Below are 18,086 nucleotides of genomic sequence, written 5' to 3'. Positions count from 1 at the left end.
ACACCCCGGCCCGCTCGTCCGGGCCCCCGCCCGCCAGACTTCCGAACCTTTCGAGGGGGACCCCTTCCATGCACGCCGATCTCTCCCGTCTCACCTTCCGGCCCGACCGGCGCTACTCCGCCGTCGTCGCCCAGCAGGGCCGCGTACAGCTCGACGCCGACGCCAACGAGCAGACCGCGATCCAGCTCCACCAGGCCCGTACGCTCGCCGCCGACCTGATCGGGCAGCACGGCGGCCCGTCCGCGGACGCCGGATTCCACATCGCCTTCAAGGGCGGCAGCCGCGATCTGGACGACCTGATCATCGAGGGCGGCCGCTACTACGTCGACGGCATCCTGTGCGAGGCGACCCGGCCGTTGCCCGGTGTGCCGGTCGACGACGAGGCGACGGACGGGGCCACCGCCAAGGAGGGCGAGGCCGACGCACCCGAGCCGGACGAGCCGCCCGCCACCTGGACCTACTGGGACCAGCCCGACGCCTACCGGGACCCGGAGCGACCGGGCGACCGGCTGCCGGAGCAGCGGCCGTTCCTGGTCTGCCTCAAGGTGTGGGAGCGGTCGGTCACCGCCGCCGAGGACCCGGCGCTGCGCGAGGTGGCCCTCGGCTCGGCCATGCCGGACACCGCGGCACGGGTCAAGGTGGTCTGGCAGGTGCTGCCGCTGGAGGGCTCGGCCCTGGAGCTGGAGAACCCGGAGGGGGCGGACAAGGACCAGGTCGGCAAGGCGTTCGAGGCGTGGGCGCGGAAGGCGTCGGCGCCCGGGTCCCGGCTGGCGGCCCGCGGCGAGCGGCCGGAACACGCGGATGAGGACCCCTGCCTGGTGCGGCCGGACGCCCGCTACCGGGGCCCGGAGAACCAGCTGTACCGGGTGGAGATCCACGACGGCGGTACGGCGAAGGAGGCGACCTTCAAATGGTCCCGGGAGAACGGCTCGGTGGTCTTCCCCGTCGATGAACTCGACGGCACCTGGGTGGAGTTGGCGTCACTGGGCGGCGACGACAAGCTGGATCTGGGCGTCGGGGACCTGGTGGAGTTCGTGGACACCGCCTACACCAGCCGGGGTGAGCCGCTGCCGCTGCTGCGGGTGGAGGAGGTCGACCTGCCGGGGCGTCGGGTGCGGCTGTCCGGTGAGCCGGAGCCGGGCGTCGGACGCCGCCCGGAGCTGCGGCCGTTCCTGCGCCGCTGGGACCACCGGGAGAGCGCCCGGCGCCCGCGCAAGGGCGCTGCCGCGCGGCTGAAGCGCGGAGCGCTCAAGGTCGAGGAGGGCCGCTGGCTGCCGCTGGAGGACGGCGTCGAGGTGTACTTCGCCCCCGACGGCGCCTACCGCTCCGGGGACCACTGGCTGATCCCGGCCCGCACCGCCACCGGCACCGTGGAGTGGCCGGTGAACGCGGCCCGCACCCCGCTGCTCCAGGCCCCGGCCGGGATCCGGGTGCACTACGCCCCGCTGGCGTGGGTGACGGCCGAACAGGCGGAGCTGGATCTGCGGATGGTGTTCGGGCCGCTGGCCACGCCCGCCCCGGCCGCGGACGCGCGGGCGCTCGCGGCGGAGGCCGAGGCGGATGCCGAGACCAGGGCCGGGAAGGGCGCCGAACCGGAAGCGTAGGCTCGGTCCGGAGCCCATTGAGTTCCGTGACCGTGGCATCCGTACATCACCTTGCCGAATCCCTAAGGAGCACATCCATGGCCACGCCGCTCACCGCCGACCGTCTGCTCAAGGCGCTTCGCGACGAGGGACTGGAAGTCCATGAGTACCGCGACTGGCGCACTCACAACCGCAACTCCAAGGGCCCCTGGGGCCCGGTCAACGGGGTGATGATCCACCACACCGTCACCAAGGGCACGGACTCCTCCGTGGAGCTGTGCTACGAGGGACACGCCGCACTGCCGGGACCGCTGTGCCACGGCGTCATCGACAAGGCCGGCGCGGTCCACATGGTCGGCCACGGCCGCGCCAACCACGCGGGGCTGGGCGACAGCGACGTGCTCAGAGCCGTCGTCGACGAATCCGCGCTGCCGCCGGACAACGAGGCGGACACCGACGGCAACCGCCACTTCTACGGCTTCGAGTGCATCAACCTCGGCGATGGCGAGGACCCGTGGCCGGAGGCGCAGAAGCTGGCGATCGAGAAGGTGTCCGCGGCCATCTGCCGCGCCCACGGCTGGACCCAGCGGTCGGTGATCGGCCATCTGGAGTGGCAGCCGGGCAAGATCGACCCGCGTGGCTTCACGATGGACTCCATACGCGGCCGCATCGCCAAGCGGCTCGACGCCAAGCCGGACGGCCCCGCCTCCAAGCCGCCGGCGACCTATGAGCCGTTCCCGGGCGCCGACTTCTTCCGCTCCGGCCGGGTAAGCAAGATCATCACGGCGATGGGCAAGCGGCTGGTGGCCGAGGGCTGCGGACGCTACGAGGAGGGCCCGAGCCCCGACTGGACCGAGGCGGACCGCAAGTCCTACGCGGCCTGGCAGCGCGAACTGGGCTACTCCGGCGATGACGCGGACGGCATCCCCGGCAAGACCAGCTGGGACAAGCTGCGCGTGCCGAACGTCTAGCCGCGGCACGGGTTTCCCCTGCCCCGGGGGCGGAGCGAGGAGAGGATCAGCGGTCCTCGCTTCCGCGCCCGGGGCAGTCCGCGTCCAGCAGCGGATCGATACCGGCCCGCAGGAAGCGCAGCAGCGTGTCGTCCGGCGTGGCGGCCAGCGCCGGTGAGCGGATGGCCAGCCGTAGCAGGGTGATGCCCATCAGCCACGCGGCCAGCAACTCGGCCCGCAGCTCGGCGTCCTCGCCCTCCAGGCGCCGCGCGAACCCTTGCGAGAACACCTCGGTGACCTCCTCGCGCAGCCGCCCCACGGTCTCCTCCCGGCTGGAGGAGCGGAGCTTGGTCAGCAGCGGATGCGGGGCCTCTTCCTCGGTGGGCCCCATCGAGACCACATCGCAGATCCACGCCGACACCTCGTCCAGTGGCAGATGGCGCAGCGGTTCGAACAGGCCGGTGCTGGTCGAGACGGCGTCGAACAGCGCCTCCTTTGAGCCGAAATAGCGGTAGACCAGAGCGGCGTCCACCCCCGCGTCCTTGGCGATGTCGCGCACGCTGCAGCGGTCGTAGCCGTACCTGGCGAAACGCAGCGCGGCGGCACCCAGCAGTGCGCTGCGCGTGCCCGCCGCGTCGTATCTGCGGGCGCGCGGGGAAAGATCGTCGCACCCTCGCGGGTCGCTTGCCCGGTTCACTTGTCGTACCTCCGCCTGGACCGTGCCGTACATGCTGCCGATTCAGCCTCGCATGTCCAGAAGTCATCCACCGTTGTCATCACTTGTTGACCAAGATCGGGGTCAACGCGTTATGTTTTGTCAACGCGTGGTGACTTTGGTCGCCGGCCCGCGCGGTCCCGGCCGGACGAGCGTGTCCGGCCCGGTCGTCCGCGACTGGGCGGCCGCCGGGCCGACCCTTGCCACGTGCCCGCATCTGACCCCCAGCAGAAGTGGTGAACCCTGTGCAGATACGACGCGTTGCCGTGGTGGGCACCGGATACGTCGGACTGACCACCGGCGCCTGTCTGGCCGCCCTCGGCCATCGAGTGGTGTGCGCGGACACCGACCGCCACAAGGTCGAGCGGCTCCGGCGGGGAGAGGTCGACATCCTCGAGCCCCGCCTACCCGAACTCGTCCGCGAGGGACTGGACTCGGGGCGGCTGGAGTTCATCCGGGACACCCGGGCCGCGGTCGCCGCCGCCGATGTGGTGTTCCTGTGCCTGCCGACCCCGATGGGCGTCGGCGGCGCCGCCGACCTGGCCGCCGTCGAGGCCGTGGCGGACCAGATCCGCGACGAACTGCCGCACGGCAGCGTGGTGGTCAACAAGTCCACCGTGCCCGTCGGCACCGCCGCGCGCGTCGCCGCGCTGCTGAACCGTCCGGACGTGGCCGTGGTGAGCAACCCGGAGTTCCTCCGGGAGGGTTACGCGGTGCGTGACTTCCTCCACCCCGACCGCATCGTGGTCGGCGCCGCGGACCAGGACGCGGCGCGGCGGGTGGCCGGCCTGTACGCCGGGCTCGACGCCCCGCTGGTGCTCACCGACGCCGCTGGCGCCGAACTCGCCAAATACGCGGCCAACTTCTTCCTGGCCATGAAGCTCTCCTTCGCCAACAACCTCGCCACGCTGTGCGAGCACTTCGGCGCCGATGTGGACGATGTGCTCGCGGGTATCGGCCACGACCCCCGCATCGGCTCGGCGTTCCTGCGGCCGGGCCCCGGCTGGGGCGGCTCCTGCCTGCCCAAGGACACCCACGCCCTGCTGACCATCTGCCAGGAGTCGGGAGTGGACTTCCCGTTGCTGGGCGCCACCATCGAGACCAACGTCGAGCACCAGCGGCGGCTCGTCGAGCGGGTGGTGGCCGGGTGCACACCGGGCGACGGCTCGCTGCGCGGCGTACGGCTGGCCGTGCTGGGCCTGGCCTTCAAGGCGGGCACCTCCGACCTGCGCGACTCACCGGCTCTGGCCATCGCCCGGCTGCTCAAGGAGCGGGGCGCCGAGCTGCACGCCTACGACCCCGCCCTCAGCGAGACCCGCCCCGACCTCAGCGATCTGCTCATCCTCGCCGACACCCCCGAGGAGGCCCTGAGGGGAGCGCGCGCCTGCCTCGTGCTCACCGAGTGGCCGGAGTTCCGCGACCTCGACTGGGAGCACATCGCCGGACTGCTCGCATCCCCGCACGTCTACGACTTCCGCAACCTCCTGGACCCGGACCGGCTCCGCCGCGCCGGGCTGACCTGCGAGGGCATCGGCCGCACGCTCGCGATGGCGGGCTGAGCGCCCCGGCCCTCTCTCGCCGTACGAGACCCCTTCCCACAGAAAGGCCCCTGCGTTGCGGGTTATGTTCACCACGCTCGGCAGCCCCTCCCACGGCCGGGCCCAGCTTCCCCTGGCCCGGTCCCTCGCGGCCGCCGGCCATGAGGTGCTGGTCGTCACCACTCCTGCCCTCGCCTTCGTGTTCGAGCGGGAGGAGGTGCGGGTGACGAGTGCCATCGGCGACTTCAGCCCATCCGCCTTCCTCGGCACCGTACTGGCCGAGGAGAACGCCCAGGGCGGTCCGCCGGAGGCGGGCGGCGAGCCGCCGCAGGCGCGCGTACTGCGCCTCATGACCAAGGCCGTGTCCGGCCCGATGGCCACGATGCTGCTGGACACCTTGCTCCCCGTGGCACACGCCTTCCGCCCCGACCTGATCCTGCGCGACGGCATGGACCTCGCCTCCTGCGTCATCGCCGAGGCGCTCGGCATACCTCAGCTGTCCACCCCCTCCGGGGCCTCCAACACCTTCGACCCGGCCGGCATACTGCCGGGCCTCAACGCCCTGCGGACACGGCAGGGACTGGCCACCGCCGAGGACCCGCTGTCGCTCATCCCGCACGGGCGCATCGACTACGTGCCACCGGCCTTCTCCTTCGCCCGGCATCTGCCGGCCTCCTGGTCCTACCGGCAGACGGTGGACGTGGAACGCGGTGCCGTGCTGCCGCGCTGGGTCGCCGAACTGCCCACCGACCGGTCCCTGATGTTCGCCGCCATCGGCACTGCGATCCCCATGTTCCACGGCAACAGCGAGGCGGACATCCCCGCGTCGCCCATGCCGTTGCCGGACCCGGTGGACACCCTGCGCGCCATGATCCAGGGGGTGTCGCGGCTGGAGGAGTGCACGGTCGTCCTCGCCACCGCCGGTCTCCCCGTGGACACCGACGGGGTGCCGCCGCATGTGCACCTCACCAAGCGGCTGCCACAGCCCCTGCTGCTGGAATCCGTGGACCTCTTCCTCACCCACGGCGGCTTCAACAGCATCCGCGAATCGATGCGCACGGCCACGCCGATGGCGGTACTGCCCCAGTTCGGCGATCAGCCCGGGAACGCACAGCGGGTCGAGGAACTCGGCCTCGGCCGGCACATCACCGACCCCACGCCGGACGGCATCACCACCGTCTGCCGTGAGCTGCTGGCCGACGACGACTGCCGCGCCCTGGCTCGCCGGGCGCGGCTGGAGATGCTGGCGCTGCCGGAGATCGACAGTGCCGTCGCCGATCTGGAGAAGATGGCCGGATAACACCCGGCACCCGGAGCCCGGGCCCCGCGCCCGGGCTCCGCTCCTCCCCGGCCTCCGCTGTTCCCGGCCTCCGGCTTCGACTCCCCGCTCCGGGCTTCGAGCCCCGGCTTTCCCCGGCCCCCACGCGCGGCAGAGAAGGTTCGCAGGTACGTATGTCGTCCTCATCCACCACCACCGAGCCCACCGAGCCCACCGAGCCCCAGAGCCCCGCCCGGCTGACCCACCGCCAGGTCGTCACCGTGCTGTCAGGACTGATGCTCGGCATGTTCCTCGCCGCGCTCGACCAGACCGTGGTCTCCTCGGCGCTGCGCACCATCGCCGACGATCTCCACGGCCTCACCGCCCAGGCGTGGGTGACCACCGCCTATCTCGTCACCGGCACCATCGTCACCCCGCTGTACGGGAAGCTCTCGGACATCTACGGCCGCCGGCCGGTCTATCTGACCGCCATCGTGCTGTTCACCTTCGGGTCGCTGCTGTGCGGATTCGCCATGTCCATCCACCAGCTCGCGGCCTTCCGGGCGGTCCAGGGCCTCGGCGGTGGCGGATTGATGTCCCTCGCCATGACGATCATCGCCGACATCACCTCGCCACGGGAGCGCGGCCGCTACCAGGGCTACATCACGGCGGTGTTCGCCGGCTCCAGTGTCGTCGGCCCGCTGGTGGGCGGGGTGTTCGCCGGGCGCGCCACTCTGCTGGGACTCGACGGGTGGCGCTGGATCTTCCTGGTCAACGTACCGCTGGCGGCGCTCGCCATCGTGGTGATCCTGCGGGTGCTGCACGTGCCCCACCAGCCCGTACGACACCGCCTTGACTACGGCGGGGCGCTGACGCTGGCGGTCGGGATCGTGCCTCTGCTCATCGTCGCCGAACAGGGGCGGAGCTGGGGCTGGGGCTCTCCCCGGGCGCTGGTGATGTACGCGGTGGGAGTGGTCGGGCTGGTCTCCTTCGTGCTGCTGGAGCGGCGGATGGCGGACGCCGCGCTGCTGCCGGTCAAGCTGTTCCGCATCCGCGCCTTCCGGCTGGGCACCGTGCTGCACTTCACCGTGGGCATCACCATGTTCGGCGCCATGACCACCCTTCCGCTGTATCTGCAGCTCGCCAAGGGCATGAGCCCGATGAAGGCGGGCCTGGCCACGCTGCCCACCATGGCGGCGAATGTGACGGTGACCCTGGCGGTGGGCCGGCTGATGTCACGGACGGGCCGGTTCAAGGTCCATCTGGTGGCGGGAGTCGGCTCCCTCACCCTCTCGATGCTGGTGTTCGCCACGCTGAGGGACGACAGCCCGCTGTGGTACGTCGCCATCGGCATGGTGTTCATGGGGGCGGGCCTGGGCGCGGCGATGCAGACGATCACTACGCTCGCCCAGTCCGAGGTGCCCGGACGGGACATGGGAGCGGCCACCGCGTCGGTGAACTTCTTCCGCTCCAACGGCGGCACGGTGGGCGCCGCGGCCTTCCTGTCCATCCTCTTCTCCCTGGCCGGTTCGCGGATCGGCGAGCGCCTGGCCGTGGCCTCCCAGGACGCGTCGTTCCGCCGGCTGGCCGGGGAACCGGCGAACGCGGAGGCGCTGAAGGGCGTGCTGCGGCCCGACGGCGGGGTGAACCTGGAGGACTCGGCCTTCCTCCGCCACCTCGATCCGGGCGTGGCGCAGCCGTTCCTGGAGGGCTATGTGAGCGCCCTGCGTGTGGTGTTCCTCACCGGGGCCGCCGTGGGCCTGATCGCCTTCGTGATCGCCGCCTGGCGGGTGCCGAACACCCAGCTCTCCGCCGACTGATCCGGTCGGCGGGAGCGGGCGGACGCCGAGGCGGCGGGCGGGAGCCGCCACCGTACGGCCCGTGCGAACCGGGGCCTACCAGGGCACCGGCGTGCCGTCCCAGGAGAAGAACCCGCCGGTGGGCCCGGTGTCCGGCAGGAGGGCGAGCCGGACCGCGCCCGCCGCGGCCTCGGCCGGATCCCCGTCGCTCTCGGCGGCGCGGGCGTTCAGATCGGTCCTGCGCAGCCCGGGGGCCAGTGCGTTGACCTTGAAGCCTTCGGAGGCCAGAGCCTGTGCGGTGTAGAGGGTCAGGGCGTTCAGGGCCGTCTTGGAGGAGCGATAGGCCGCACCCGATCCGGCGGAGAAGACGAACGGCTGCTCCGGGTCCGCGCTCCAGGTCAGCGAACCGGTGCCGCTGGAGACATTGACGATCCGGGGCGCGGGCGAGCGGCGCAGGGCCGGAAGAAAGGCGTTGGTGACGGCGAGAACACCGAAGACGTTGGTCTCATAGGTCCGGCGGAAACCCTCGAGATCCGCCTCGGGCGCCGTGGCGCCGTCCACCATGATCCCCGCGTTGTTGACCAGGATGTCCAGCCGGTCCAGCCGCGCGGCGGCCGAGGCGATGCTTTCGGGGTCGGTCACGTCGAGCACCATCAGCCGGGCGCCGCCGCCGATCTCCTCGACGGCCCGGCGCCCCCGCTCGGCGTCGCGCGAGCCCACGTAGACGGTGATCCCCTCGGCTCCGAGCTGACGTGCGATGTCCTTGCCGATGCCCTTGTTGGCACCGGTGACCAGTGCTGTGCGATCGTTCATGACATCAAGGGTTCCCCGGCCACGGCCACCCTGCCAGGGACAACCTGTACCAGGCAGCCGAAGGAGGCAGCATGGCGAGGCACGAACTGGCCCGCTTCCTGCGGGACCGCCGCGAGGGGCTGCGCCCCCAGGACATCGGTCTGCCCGCCGACCCGCACCGCCGTACGCCGGGTCTGCGGCGGGAGGAGGTGGCGGAGCTGGCCCATATGTCGGTCGACTACTACACCCGCCTCGAACAGGCCCGGGGCCCTCGGCCCTCGCCGCGCATCCTGGACGGGCTGGCGGGGGCGCTGCGGCTCGCGCCCGCCGAGCGCAGCCATCTGTTCCGGCTCGCGGGGACGAGCGAGCCCCCGGGGGTGCGGGCGGTGCGGCGGGTCCGCCCGCATATCGCCCAGATGCTGCGGCGGCTGCCCGACACCGGGGCGATTGTCACCGACGCGGCCTACGACGTGGTCGCCTGGAACCCGCTGGCACAGGCCCTGCTCGGCGACGACCTCGGCCGGCACGGCAATCTCGCCCGCCGCCGTTTCCTGGCCCGGGGCCACGTGTACGAGAGCTCCAGCGCCGAGGAGTTCGGCCACATCGTGGTGGCACGGCTGCGCCGGGCCGCCGACCGCTACCCCCATGACACGGCGCTCACCGCGCTGCTGGGCGACCTGCACACCGGCAGCGAGGAGTTCCGGCAGATCTGGGACGAGCGACCGGTCCATGCGCCCGGCCACCGGACCAAGACCATCGACCACCCCACGGCCGGAGCGCTCCAGGTGAACTGCGACGTCCTGCTGGTACCCGAGGACGACCAGGAGGTGGTCCTGATCACGGCCGACCCCGGGTCGCCCTCCGCCCGCACGATCCGCCGGCTCGCGGGCGCGGCGGCGTCCTGAGGCGTGGCCCGCGCGCCGTCAGTCCCGTGAATTGCCGAACAGCAGGCGGTACAGGACGAGGAGGACGAACGAGCCGCCGATCGCCGCGCCCCAGGTGGCGGGGTCGAAGAACTCCTTCTGGACCTCCCGGTCGAAGAACTGTGCGGAGATCCAGCCGCCCACGAAGGCCCCCGCGATGCCGATGATCGTGGTGCCGACCAGCCCGCCGGGGTCACGCCCGGGGAGAAGGATCTTGGCGATGACTCCGGCCAGCAGGCCGAGGATGATCCAGCTGACGATGCCCACGTTGTCGTCCCCTTCGTTGTGCTCTGGTGCGGTCGTGCCGTGCCGGGGTGGAGCGGCTTGATCTCCGGATGCCCGGGAGAGCGTGCGCCATGCCTGAACAGTGCGTGAAGAACGCCGGTCAGCCGTAGGACAGATTGGAGCAGGGGTCGTCGTCGGCGGAGCGGGCGTCCTCGGCCACCTTCGAGGGCAGCGCGGAGGGCGTGGAGGGCGCGGAGGCGCCGGGAGAGGGCGCGGTGAGGTACGTCTGCCCCAGGGTGAGGCTGATGCCCGCGGTGGTGGCGGGCCGCAGTCCGGCGCCGGGGAAGAACCGGGCCACGGTCTGGGCCCTGTCCCGCTCGCCGGGGCCGTAGCCGACCACCGTGGTGGCATGGTCCTGGCTGCCGGCGTTCGTGGCGCCGGCCACGGTGAAGCCATGTGTCCTGAGGGTGTCCGCGGCGCGTGCGGCGAGCCCCGGGGTGGTGGTGCCGTTGTACACGGTGACGCTGATGCCCGCGCCCGCCACGGTGGACGTGGCGCTCGGGGTGCCGCTCGGGGTGGCGGAGGGCCGATGCCCGTCCTTCTTGCCACCGGCCGCCTTCCCGTCGATGGTGCGGTCGGCCCTGATGTCGGCCCACAGCGCATCGGCGTCCGGCTGGACCACGGCCACGCGTTCGCCCTGGTAGCGCCAGGGGATGGTGAGGAATTTGGTGTTGTGCAGATCGATGTCCTTCAGCGACATGGCGAAGGACATCAGCTTCTTGGCCGATCCGAGCCCCGGGTCCACGGTCATCGACTTGGTGGCCGCGTCCGCCAGCGGATACAGCGTGGTCGGGGCGAATCCCTGGCCCTTCACCTTCTTGAACAGACTGGAGATGAAGGCCTGCTGCCGCTGTATGCGTCCGATGTCCGAGCCGTCGCCGATGCCGTGGCGGATGCGGACGTAGTCCAGCGCCTTCTGCCCGGAGACCGTCTGCACCCCCTTGCTGAAGATGCGCTTGCCGCGGGTGCCGCGATGGGGGCTCAAATCGCGTTCGTAGACGTCCTGGGGCACACACACCTGCACCCCGCCGACCGCCGAGGTCATCCGCGCGAAGCCCGCGAAGTCGATGACGACGGTGTGGTCCATGCGCAGGCCGGTCAGCTTCTCGACGGTGTTCTGGGTGCAGGCCGGGTTGCCCTGCGCGGTCTCGCCCACGGAGAACGCCGAGTTGAACATGGTGTTCCGCTGCGTCCTGGTCCATTTGCCGTCGGGCAGCCGGCAGGACGGGATGTCGACCAGGGTGTCGCGGGGTATCGACACCCCGACGGCGTGCTTGCCATCGGAGTAGACATGCAGCAGGAGGGCGGTGTCCGAACGGCCCACGTCTCCGGTGCCGCCGCCCAGCTTGCTGTTGTCGCCCGACCGGGTGTCCGATCCGATGACCAGCACGTTCTGGCCGGCGGCGTTGCCCTCGGGCCGATTGTCCGAGAGCCCGTCCGCCCCGAAGGTGGTGATGTTGCCGTTCAGCTTGAAGTAGAGCCAGCCGGCCCCGCCGCCGAGCAGCACCAGGAACGACACCACGATCAGCAGAGCGATCCGCAGCGGGCGGCGCCCCTTGCGCTGCCCGCCACGGTCGGCCGGCCCCGTGGTGGGGCTCCCCGTCGTCTCCCCGTCTCTGCCTGTCATGCGCGTCCTTCGTCCGGCGGCTGTTCGAAGGAGAAGACGAACGATGTTGGCTTGAGGTTCTGCGGTTGGCGCGCGGAGGCTCTGCGGTTGGTGCGCGGAGGTTCAGCGGGCCAGGGAGACGGCGAACGGCCGGAGTCCGTGGCGGCGCAGCACATGGGGCACGAGCAGGACGAGGGCTTCGGTCGCGCGGGCGGTGGTGATGTCACCGAGGTCCTCGATGACCTCGGCCTCCTGGCGCGGCTGCCGGTGGCCGAGGGTGATCTGGTGGTCGGCGGTGGCGAGGGCGCGGGCGAGACCGCTGCCGACGCGTCCGGTGCCGAGGATGCCGATGCTGGTCATGTTGGCCGACACCCGCAGCGGCGCGGCGTTCAGATGGGCGCCGTGGTCGGCCACCGCGGTGTACCAGTCGCCGGTCGGCGGAAGGTGGACGACGGTGAGGACCGGGTGGTTGTCGCGGACGAGGGTGGCGGTCCCGGCCCAGTCGTCCATGCCGTGCACATGGTTCATGTTGCCCTCGGCCGGGTCGACGATCCACCACTCGCCCGGAGGCAGCGCACCGCCTTCCAGCTCGTCCTCGGCCCAGCGCGCGCCGGGCCTCGCGGCCATCAGCGGCGCCCTCAGGACGTCGAGTGCGGCGTCGTCATTGGCGTGGATCTCCGTGACGATCTCGTCCAGGGACACGCCGTGGGCCTGTGGGGAGTGGCGCCTTCGCAGCAGTTCGCCGGCGGTGCGAACGGCTTCGGTGACCCGGAGCACACGCCCGGGCCGAAGCGCGTGCTTCGGCCCGGGCGGATCGCCACGTGGCGGTGGGGCCGGCTGATGGCGGGGACGGGTTCGCGGGACGCATCCTGCTCGACCGGCCTGATCGACGCGGGCGGGCCAGTGGTGCCGGATCTGCGCTCCGGCTCATAACGGGCCCTCACAGTGCGGAGATCACCCGCCTGCGGTCCTCCATGGCCCGGCGGGCGAGCCGGGAGGCGGGGGCGAGGCGGTCGTACTCGTGGATGGCCCCGCTGTGGACGTGCAGTTCGGTGGAGACATCGGCCTCGGCGAGCCGCTGTGCGTAGGCGACGGCCTCGGCGCGGAAGATGTCGAGCTCTCCGACCTCGACATAGGCGGGTGCCAGGCCCGCGACGGTGGCGACGCGCGCGGGCGCCGCCTCCGGCGGCACGGCGTCGGTGCCGAATACCGTGCCCAGCAGGGCGTGCCAGCCGGTCCAGTTGTCGTCCCAGGTCCAGGCGACATACGGGGTCAGCCGTGGGTCCGGGGTGAGAGTGCGGTCGTCCAGCATGGGATACAGCAGCGCCTGGCGGGCGAGGGGAACTCCCCGCTCACGGGCGAGGATCGCCGTGCCCGCGGCGAGCCCGCCCCCGGCGCTGTCACCCATGACGGCGATGCGGCGGGGGTCGACCCTCAGCTCGGCCGCCTGGCCGCCCAACCAGGTCAGCGCGGCGAACACGTCCTCCACGGGGCCGGTGCCGGTGGCCGCGTCGGGAGCCAGGCGGTAGTCGACGGACAGGAACGGCACTCCGGTCGCCTGGACGTATCCGGCGACGACGGAGTCGTAGAGGTCGACGCTGCCGGCGATCATCCCTCCGCCATGGGCGTAGACGACCGCGGAACCCGGCGTGGAGTCGGCCTTCTCGTACCAGCGGACGAGGATCTCCGCCCCGTCCGCGGACCGCACCTTGTGCGAGTCCGCCTTCACCAGGGGAAAGCCGGAGGGGTAGGCCGGGAGCAGGGAGGCCAGCCACCGCATCGAGGCCGTGCCCCTGGCGCGCAGCGTCCGCCAGTCGTCGCGTGCGGGCGGGGGAGTGGGGCCACCTTGCTCGGCGAGGGCCTGCAGCACCGCGGCGAGCTCAGGGTCGAGGGTGAAGGCCATGGTCGACTCCGTTCGAGGACGGCGGGGTGGCTACCCCAACTGTCCTCAAAGGCTGCTGAGTTGCGCTCGAGAGCCGGTACAGAAGCCCGGCTGCGGCCGCGGAAGCCCAGCATGGCCGCGGTCCGGGGCGGCCGTGGAAAGACTCCCGTGGCACGGCGGGAGCCTCCGGGGCGGGCGCCCCTTCCCCTCGGTGTGCCCGCCCCTGACCCTCGGCTCTCCCAACCGGCGCCTTCCCCGCGTCCGCTCCCGTACTCCACGGAACCCGAGGATGCGGGCGCCCGGGCACCGGTGCCCCGGCCGGAACGAGTCCGGCCCGGGCACCGTGCTGTCGCCTTTGCGGGGCTTGTGGATCAGTCCCGCTGGGCGCCCTTGGGAAGCTGGCGCCACTTCACCTCGGTCGTGGTGTCGTACGTCCAGTCGAGCATCTTCTTCGCGTCCGGGTAGCGGTCCGCGTCGTTGAGCACGACTCCCACGACCTCCTTGTCACCGCGCTTGGCGGCGAACACCAGACAGGGTCCGGCGGGGGTGGTGGTCCCGGTCTTGACGCCGATGGCGCCCTGGTACGAGCCCAGCAACTGGTTGGTGTTGTCCCAGGAGTAGTACCGGGTGTGGCCGTTGGCCGCCGGTGCCTCCTGCTTGGTGGACACCGACTTGACGACCGTGTCGAACGTGGCGTTGTCCATGGCGCGGCGGGTCAGCTGCGCCAGGTCACGGGGCGTCGAGTAGTTGTCGCTGTCGGCCGAGACACCGTCGAAGGAGTCGTAGTTGGTGTTGGCCAGCCCCAGGTCCTGCGCCTTCGCGTTCATCTTGGAGATGAAGGACTTGGTGCGCTCGGCGGTGGTGTCGCCGGTGCCGAAGGTGTCGGCCAGCGCCATCGCCGCGTCACAGCCGGACGGCAGCATCAGCGCGTACAGCAACTGGTTGACGGTGAGCTTGTCACCGGTCTGCAGGTCCGCCGTGCTGGCGCCCGCCTTGGTGACATAGTCGCGGTATTCCTGCTTGACGGTGACCTGCTGGTTGAGGTCCAGACCTCGGGTCTCGAGCACCACGAGGGCAGTCATGATCTTGGTGGTGCTCGCCATCGGACGCTTGGTGTTGGCGTCCTTGGCCATCAGCTCCTTGTTGGAACCGGTGTCGAGCAGGTACGCGCCCTGGGCGCTGACCTCCGGTGGCGGCTCGGCCGAAGCCTGGGCCATCGCTACCGGAACCGCGATCGCTACGGCCACCGTGGACGCGACCGCCGCGACTTTCCAGCGGGGGGTCACGATTCCACGACGTTTATGCATTCGCGCTCCTTTTCGATTGTTGAAGATTGGGGGACCGCATCGTCTCACCGGGCGAAACGCGCCCCCGCTTCGGGGTATCGGCCGAGCGATGGCATCGGGGGAACAACTACGCCCCGGGCCAGCACGGTTGATCCGCCACCGCCGTGCGGTCCGGTGTGTGTACCCGTTGTTCTGCGACACTCATCGGGTGAGCGGGACACTCGATCACGATGCAGTGCGCGGACGTGTCGCCGTCGTCGCCGGGGCGATCCGCGGCGCCGGCATCGCCATCCGCACCGGCCATCTCGACTCCGCGCAGGTCGGGCGGCCGGCCCAGCGCATCCGCCACGATCACGGCGCTATCGACGTCCTGGGCAACGACATCTGGGGCGCCGAGCGGCTCAAGGGCGGGCCCGTTCTGCCCGCTCTGCCACCGCCGGCGGCGACTCGGCGCCACGCCGTCGCGCGGCCCGTCGGCACACCGCGAAACCGGCGGCGGCCAGCAGCAGATAGGCGGGGACGAGCAGCACCGCGTCCGGTGTCGTCTGTTCGGTGTGCCAGCCCGCGCCGCGCCGGTCGCCCTCCAGCACGATCCGGTTGACGGTCAGGAAGGTCAGATGGGTGCCGATGGCGGCCCACAGCGGAGCCCGGCTCACGGCCGTCCGGGCCGCCACGAGCGTCAGTCCGAACACGGTCAGGAGGATCAGATAGTCGGCGGGATTCTGCCCGTCCGGTGCGAACCCGATCGGTCCCGGATCGCCGCCGGTCAGCTGCGCGGTCGCGGCCCCGATGACGGTCGAGGCCCCCGGCACCAGCAGGAACACCGCCGTGGTACCGAGGGCCGACACGGCAGCGCCGAACCGGGTGCGCAATGACGTCCAGGCGTAGCCACGCAGGGTCGTCTCCTCCGGCAGGGCTTCGAGCAGAAGGGCGACCACCCCGTTCGAGAGGATGAACCCGGCGAGGGTGGCGGGCTCGATACGCGACCAGCGCAGCATGCCCGCGGCGGTACCCGCACCGAGGACGAGGGCGGCCGCGGCCGCCGTCACCCCCACCCCGGTCAGCAGCGCACGCAGGCTCGCGTCCGCCCCGCCCAACCCGAGCCACGCCGGGGAGCGGCGCCCCCGGCGTACGAGGAGGAGCGCGAGTGGCACGGCCAGCGCGGTGACCAGCGCTCCCGGGAACACCCGGGCCGCGAAGCCGGTGAGGCCGAGGGCATCGGCGCCGACCGGACCCACGGCCGTGCCGACACCGAGTGCCGTGGCCATCACCAGACCACCGGTCAGCGCCCGGAGCAGCGCGGCGGCGGTCGAGGGGGCGGGCATACCGGTGTGCGGCTCGGTCATGGGGAGGTCCTCCGGGAGGCGCGGTGACTCCCGCCATCCTCACGTCCCACATCGCCACGAGGGTCGTAGCCACTGATGAAACCGCCCATACATCCTTCGGCGTACCGCGCGTCGGTGGTCTGAGCCCAGAGGCCGGGGCGGGCCGCCCGCGAGCCACCGTCCGATCGTCGGTGCCGCTCGGTGCCGCTCGGTGCCGCTCGGTGCCGCTCGGTGCCGCTTGGCGCCGCGCCGGTCAGCGGGGGCGGGCGGCCGCGCAGCGTACACAGGTGTCCGCCGCCGGGCGCACCTCCAGGCGCTCCGCCGGGATCTGCTCGCCGCACACCGCGCACCGCCCGTAGTCGTCGCGGTCCAGCCGCTCCAGCGCCTCGTCCAGGGCGGTCAGCTGATCGCGTGCCTGGGCCAGCAAGGCAGCGACATGTGCCCGCTCGAAGGCGGTGCTCGACCCCTCCGGATCGTGTTCGTCGTCGACCGCCACCAGGGCGTTCGACGCGACGATCCCCTCGAATTCACGGTTCAGGGCCGAGATCTGCTCCCTGGTGCCGGCATGCTCGGCCACCAGCCGTTCACGGATGGACGCGCGCTCGGCCGGAGACAGAGCGCCATTGCGGGATGAATCGCTCATGCCGACATAACCTCGGCGCCCCCGTCCGCATTCCGGTTCACGCCGGAAGTCTTGGCGTCTCGGTGTGCGATGCCATGGATGGGAGCGCTCCCCTCGGGATCGCCGGACTCGGCCGGACCGCCCATGCCGACCCGGCCCGATGCCAGGTGGTCGTGGAATGTTAAACTACCTACCACACCCCGTGCTCGGCGCCGACCGGAACCCCCCGTTCCGGTCGGCGCCGATCCCCTCCCCGCCGCGTCTCCGAACGGGGACTCGGCTCAGTGCAGGGACGCCACCGAGTCCTGGCTGAACGGAATGAGCTCGCTCATCCGGTCGTTCAGGACCTTCTCGGCCCACTGGGGGTCGGCGAGCAGTGCGCGTCCGACCGCCACGAGGTCGAACTCGTCCCGCTCCAGACGGTCGAGGAGCCCCTCGATGGTGTCCACGGCCGCGTTCGCACCGGAGAGGGAGCCGGACTGGAAGACGGTGTCCAGACCGACCGAGCCGACGGTGATGACCGGCTTACCGGTGACCTTCTTCGCCCATCCGGCGATGTTCAGTTCCGATCCCGTGTCGGGGAACTCGGCCTGCCAGTGGCGGCGTCCGGACGCGTGGAACGCGTCGACCCCGGCCTCCGCCAGCGGGGTGAGCACGGCTTCCAGTTCCTTGGGGTTCTCGGCGAGCCGGGCGTCGTAGTTTTCGGACTTCCACTGGGAGAACCGGAGCACGATGGGGAAGTCGGGCGCGACCTGTTCGCGGATGGCGGCCACCAGGTCGGTGGCGAACGTGGTGCGCGAGGCCAGGTCGCCGCCGTAGCCGTCGGTGCGCCGATTGGTGCGCTCCCAGAGGAACTGGTCGATGAGATAGCCGTGCGCGCCATGCAGTTCCACGCCGTCGAAGCCGATCCGCTCGGCCTCCCGCGCCGCCTTGGCGAAGGCGCCGATGACGTCGTCGATGTCGGCGAGGGTCATCGTCCCGCCCGCTCCGGGCGTGCCGTCCAGCGCGATCCCGGACGGGCCCACGGACGGGGCGTCGGGGAACGGCGGCGCTCCCGCGGGCCGCTGTATTCCCACGTGCCAGAGCTGGGGCATGATCGCGCCACCGTGGGTGTGCACGGCGTCAACGACCTTCTGCCATCCGGCGAGTTGTGCCTCGCCGTGGAACCGCGGGACGCTGTCGTGATAACCGGCGGACCGGTGGTCGACGGTGGTGCCCTCGGTGATGATCAGGCCGGTCCCCGCCGCGGCCCGGCGCGCATAGTAGGCGGCGACGTCCTCACCGGGAATGCCGTCGGGGGAGTGTCCGCGGGTCATGGGTGCCATGACGATCCTGTTCGGCAGCTTGGCCGAGCCCAGTGCGAAGGGGCGGGACAGTGCCGTGGCCACGCTGGTGTTCACCGTGTCGCTCTCCTGTCGTGTCGTTCCGGGGTGGCTTCCCCCGGAGCCCGAAAGTGTGAATCTGAAAGGTACAGTTTTTATGCCGTAAACTGCAACTGTATCGATTGCACTTAGGGGAACGG

16 protein-coding genes are annotated in these 18,086 nt (G+C 71.4%); 6 read left to right on the top strand and 10 right to left on the bottom strand.

The features are described from left to right. Positions 1-68 precede the first annotated feature (68 nt). On the top strand, positions 69-1,604 hold the full coding sequence (locus tag AS97_RS04925; RefSeq protein ID WP_059144836.1) for a DUF6519 domain-containing protein: 1,536 nt from the start codon (positions 69-71) through the stop codon (positions 1,602-1,604). 77 nt (positions 1,605-1,681) lie between these two features. Beyond that, complete coding sequence (locus AS97_RS04920; protein ID WP_059144835.1) at positions 1,682-2,554, top strand: peptidoglycan-binding protein; 873 nt, start codon at positions 1,682-1,684, stop codon at positions 2,552-2,554. Positions 2,555-2,600: 46 nt separating this feature from the next. Here the strand turns inward: AS97_RS04920 and AS97_RS04915 are convergent, their stop codons facing one another. Next, positions 2,601-3,230: a TetR/AcrR family transcriptional regulator gene (locus AS97_RS04915; protein ID WP_236670437.1), complete on the bottom strand. Its 630-nt coding sequence runs from the start codon at positions 3,228-3,230 to the stop codon at positions 2,601-2,603. Between the two features lie 263 nt (positions 3,231-3,493). Between AS97_RS04915 and AS97_RS04910 the strand changes: the two genes are divergently transcribed. The 3 genes from AS97_RS04910 to AS97_RS04900 all read left to right on the top strand — a co-directional run bounded on the left by AS97_RS04910 (position 3,494) and on the right by AS97_RS04900 (position 7,864). Continuing rightward, positions 3,494-4,807 (top strand): UDP-glucose/GDP-mannose dehydrogenase family protein, encoded by a 1,314-nt coding sequence (locus AS97_RS04910; RefSeq protein WP_125755369.1) that lies wholly within the window; start codon positions 3,494-3,496, stop codon positions 4,805-4,807. Positions 4,808-4,871: 64 nt separating this feature from the next. Continuing rightward, the gene (locus AS97_RS04905; RefSeq protein ID WP_210564392.1) at positions 4,872-6,086 is read left to right on the top strand and encodes a glycosyltransferase; all 1,215 of its coding nucleotides are present in this window, start codon (positions 4,872-4,874) and stop codon (positions 6,084-6,086) included. A gap of 152 nt (positions 6,087-6,238) precedes the next feature. After that, positions 6,239-7,864: an MDR family MFS transporter gene (locus AS97_RS04900; RefSeq protein WP_210564391.1), complete on the top strand. Its 1,626-nt coding sequence runs from the start codon at positions 6,239-6,241 to the stop codon at positions 7,862-7,864. A gap of 75 nt (positions 7,865-7,939) precedes the next feature. On the opposite strand, the gene AS97_RS04895 is transcribed toward AS97_RS04900, so the two are convergent. Next, complete coding sequence (locus tag AS97_RS04895) at positions 7,940-8,656, bottom strand: SDR family oxidoreductase (RefSeq protein ID WP_059144830.1); 717 nt, start codon at positions 8,654-8,656, stop codon at positions 7,940-7,942. 71 nt (positions 8,657-8,727) lie between these two features. On the opposite strand from AS97_RS04895, the gene AS97_RS04890 reads away from it, so the two are divergent. Beyond that, complete coding sequence (locus tag AS97_RS04890) at positions 8,728-9,540, top strand: helix-turn-helix transcriptional regulator (protein ID WP_210564390.1); 813 nt, start codon at positions 8,728-8,730, stop codon at positions 9,538-9,540. A gap of 18 nt (positions 9,541-9,558) precedes the next feature. Here AS97_RS04890 and AS97_RS04885 read toward each other — a convergent pair whose 3' ends face one another. The 8 genes from AS97_RS04885 to AS97_RS04850 all read right to left on the bottom strand — a co-directional run bounded on the left by AS97_RS04885 (position 9,559) and on the right by AS97_RS04850 (position 17,964). Further along, positions 9,559-9,825 carry a GlsB/YeaQ/YmgE family stress response membrane protein gene (locus AS97_RS04885; RefSeq protein ID WP_059144828.1) on the bottom strand — a complete coding sequence of 89 codons (267 nt, stop codon included), beginning with the start codon at positions 9,823-9,825 and terminating at the stop codon, positions 9,559-9,561. 118 nt (positions 9,826-9,943) lie between these two features. Beyond that, complete coding sequence (locus AS97_RS04880) at positions 9,944-11,470, bottom strand: LCP family protein (RefSeq protein WP_210564389.1); 1,527 nt, start codon at positions 11,468-11,470, stop codon at positions 9,944-9,946. Between the two features lie 102 nt (positions 11,471-11,572). Next, the gene (locus AS97_RS48455; protein WP_125755377.1) at positions 11,573-12,226 is read right to left on the bottom strand and encodes an inositol monophosphatase family protein; all 654 of its coding nucleotides are present in this window, start codon (positions 12,224-12,226) and stop codon (positions 11,573-11,575) included. A gap of 163 nt (positions 12,227-12,389) precedes the next feature. Next, complete coding sequence (locus AS97_RS04870; protein ID WP_059144826.1) at positions 12,390-13,352, bottom strand: alpha/beta hydrolase fold domain-containing protein; 963 nt, start codon at positions 13,350-13,352, stop codon at positions 12,390-12,392. A gap of 350 nt (positions 13,353-13,702) precedes the next feature. After that, positions 13,703-14,638, bottom strand: a complete 936-nt coding sequence (locus tag AS97_RS04865) for a serine hydrolase (RefSeq protein WP_059144825.1) — start codon at positions 14,636-14,638, stop codon at positions 13,703-13,705. 380 nt (positions 14,639-15,018) lie between these two features. Continuing rightward, on the bottom strand, positions 15,019-15,963 hold the full coding sequence (locus AS97_RS04860) for a CPBP family glutamic-type intramembrane protease (RefSeq protein WP_210564388.1): 945 nt from the start codon (positions 15,961-15,963) through the stop codon (positions 15,019-15,021). 232 nt (positions 15,964-16,195) lie between these two features. Further along, positions 16,196-16,585: a TraR/DksA C4-type zinc finger protein gene (locus AS97_RS04855; RefSeq protein ID WP_086706172.1), complete on the bottom strand. Its 390-nt coding sequence runs from the start codon at positions 16,583-16,585 to the stop codon at positions 16,196-16,198. A 260-nt stretch (positions 16,586-16,845) separates the two neighbouring features. Continuing rightward, positions 16,846-17,964: an NADH:flavin oxidoreductase gene (locus AS97_RS04850; RefSeq protein ID WP_125755383.1), complete on the bottom strand. Its 1,119-nt coding sequence runs from the start codon at positions 17,962-17,964 to the stop codon at positions 16,846-16,848. Positions 17,965-18,086: the final 122 nt, after the last annotated feature.

The sequence above is a fragment of the Streptomyces sp. AgN23 genome (genome assembly GCF_001598115.1).
In the GTDB taxonomy this organism is placed as follows: domain Bacteria; phylum Actinomycetota; class Actinomycetes; order Streptomycetales; family Streptomycetaceae; genus Streptomyces; species Streptomyces antimycoticus.
Note: the sequence above shows the minus strand (reverse complement) of the source record. Positions and strands in the feature narration are given on the sequence as shown.

Coding starts and splice junctions, on each gene's coding strand:
- AS97_RS04865 (WP_059144825.1), bottom strand. CDS start 14,638: ATGCATAAACGTCGTGGAATCGTGACCCCCCGCTGGAAAGTCGCGGCG.
- AS97_RS04920 (WP_059144835.1), top strand. CDS start 1,682: ATGGCCACGCCGCTCACCGCCGACCGTCTGCTCAAGGCGCTTCGCGAC.
- AS97_RS04890 (WP_210564390.1), top strand. CDS start 8,728: ATGGCGAGGCACGAACTGGCCCGCTTCCTGCGGGACCGCCGCGAGGGG.
- AS97_RS04925 (WP_059144836.1), top strand. CDS start 69: ATGCACGCCGATCTCTCCCGTCTCACCTTCCGGCCCGACCGGCGCTAC.
- AS97_RS04880 (WP_210564389.1), bottom strand. CDS start 11,470: ATGACAGGCAGAGACGGGGAGACGACGGGGAGCCCCACCACGGGGCCG.
- AS97_RS04860 (WP_210564388.1), bottom strand. CDS start 15,963: ATGACCGAGCCGCACACCGGTATGCCCGCCCCCTCGACCGCCGCCGCG.
- AS97_RS04905 (WP_210564392.1), top strand. CDS start 4,872: ATGTTCACCACGCTCGGCAGCCCCTCCCACGGCCGGGCCCAGCTTCCC.
- AS97_RS04900 (WP_210564391.1), top strand. CDS start 6,239: ATGTCGTCCTCATCCACCACCACCGAGCCCACCGAGCCCACCGAGCCC.
- AS97_RS04855 (WP_086706172.1), bottom strand. CDS start 16,585: ATGAGCGATTCATCCCGCAATGGCGCTCTGTCTCCGGCCGAGCGCGCG.
- AS97_RS04895 (WP_059144830.1), bottom strand. CDS start 8,656: ATGAACGATCGCACAGCACTGGTCACCGGTGCCAACAAGGGCATCGGC.
- AS97_RS04870 (WP_059144826.1), bottom strand. CDS start 13,352: ATGGCCTTCACCCTCGACCCTGAGCTCGCCGCGGTGCTGCAGGCCCTC.